Genomic DNA, 1960 nt, shown 5'->3' on the forward strand with positions numbered 1-1960 from the left:
TCCCCGTAAGAACGGGGAGAGGGAGCACAGCGTGCTCGCGGCACTAGCTCAAATCCAACTAACAACAAGATCTAACTGACAACGAAGCAACACACCGACATCTTCATCCTTGCATCACATTTGACCGGAGACACCCATGATCACGCGACGGACGTTCACCGCAGGGGCAGCCACCCTGCTCGCCGGCACCCAGCTCTCGACCGGGGCGCGCGCGGCAACGACCAATTGGGACATGTCCACCGTCTGGCCGGAGGCCAACTTCCACACCCAGAATGCGATGGCCTTCGCCGAGGAGGTGAAGAAGCAGACCAATGGGGCGGTCAACATCACCGTGAAGGCCGGCGGCCAGCTCGGCTTCAAGGGCCCCGAGCATCTGCGCGCGGTGCGCGACGGCCTGGTGCCGCTGGCGGACGTGCTCAACATCCAGCAGGTCGGCGACGAGCCGTTCATGGGCGTGGAAAGCATTCCATTCCTCGCGGGCTCCGTCGACGAGGTCAAGGCGCTGCACAAATACGTCCGGCCCGAATACGACAAGATCGCCGCGCGCAACAACCAGAAGATCCTCTACATCGTGCCGTGGCCGACGCAGTATCTGCATCTCAAGGTCAAGACGACTGACGTCGCCGGGCTGAAGAACATCAAGATCCGCGTTCCCGACAAGAACGCGGTCGACATGCTCAACGCCATCGGCATGGCCGCGGTCATGATCCCCTGGGGCGAGACGATTCCGGCGCTAGCCTCCGGCGCCGTCGCCGGCGTCTCGACCTCGTCGGTGTCGGGCGTCGACGGCAAGTTCTGGGAGTTCCTCAAATACGTCTACCCGACCAACCATGTGTGGTCGTCGCAGATGCTCAACGTGAACCTGGATTCCTGGAAGGCGCTGACGCCGGAGCAGCAGAAGATCATCACCGACATCGCCGCCAAGATGGAGCCGACGTTCTGGGCCAATTCCGTCAAGGCCGACGTCGACAGCCTGAACCGGCTGAAGGAAGGCGGCATGGAGGTGGTGCCGGTGTCGGACGCGATGATGACGGAGATCCGCGCCAAGACTGCGCCGCAGATGGACGCCTTCCTCAAGCGCGTGCCCGCGGCCGAGGCGCCGGTGAAGGCCTATCTCGCCGAGATGAAGCGTGGCTGAGGTCGCGCAGGCCACCTCGCCGGGCGATCGGGCGAGCCTCAATGCAGCGGCCCCCGCGCCGCTGCGCATCCTGCTCGACGTCATCGACCGGCTCGGCCGCCTCGACGGCTGGATCGGCGGCGGCTGCCTGCTGCTGCTGACGGCGCTGATGCTGGCGGAGGTCACCACGCGGGCGCTGTCGAATGTGCTGCCGTTTGTCCCGCCGACGATCTCGATCGCCTGGGAATACTCGTCCTATCTGATGGCGGCGTCGTTCACCTTCGGCGCCGCCATGACCTTGCGTGTCGGCGGCCACATCCGCGTGGTGCTGTTGCTGAAGAACGTCCCGGCGCCGCTGCAGCGCGCGCTGGAGGTGCTGGCCGCCGCCGCCGGCTTCGCCTTCATGGCTTACCTCACCTCGGCGATGACCAAGTTCGCCTGGAGCTCCTTCATCCGCCACCAGGTCTCGACCTCCAGCGACACCCCGCTGTGGTTTCCGCAGGCGGTCGTGACGTTCGGCATGCTGCTGCTCACGTTGCAATTCCTGGCCCGGGCCATTCAAGCCGCGCTTGGACTGCCGCTGGAAGACCATCGCATGAAGGCCTCGCCGGTCGAATGAAGGGGCGGGCTCATATCGCGACGATCAGCTCTCGGCGGGCAGCGCCCGCCGAGGCACGTAGTTCGTGCCTAAGACCTGACAGTTATAACCGAGCCCTCACCCCGCAGACGGTGCGCTCCCTCTCCCCGTCCTTACGGGGAGAGGGTTGGGGTGAGGGGCAGCCGCACGGGAAGTGTGCGCGGATAGACCTGTACCCACTCGAACAATCCTGCCGATTAGTTACT

General features: G+C 64.8%; 2 protein-coding genes. Both read left to right on the plus strand.

What is annotated here, in order from left to right:
- Positions 1-136 precede the first annotated feature (136 nt).
- Positions 137-1138 carry a TRAP transporter substrate-binding protein gene (locus tag BRAO375_RS17920; protein ID WP_009028878.1) on the plus strand — a complete coding sequence of 334 codons (1002 nt, stop codon included), beginning with the start codon at positions 137-139 and terminating at the stop codon, positions 1136-1138.
- A complete protein-coding gene (locus BRAO375_RS17925; RefSeq protein ID WP_009028879.1) occupies positions 1131-1736 on the plus strand; it encodes a TRAP transporter small permease subunit in 606 nt (201 codons plus the stop codon). The genes BRAO375_RS17920 and BRAO375_RS17925 overlap by 8 nt, the downstream gene beginning before the upstream one ends.
- Positions 1737-1960 lie beyond the last annotated feature (224 nt).

The organism is Bradyrhizobium sp. ORS 375, from assembly GCF_000239775.1.
Lineage (GTDB): Bacteria > Pseudomonadota > Alphaproteobacteria > Rhizobiales > Xanthobacteraceae > Bradyrhizobium.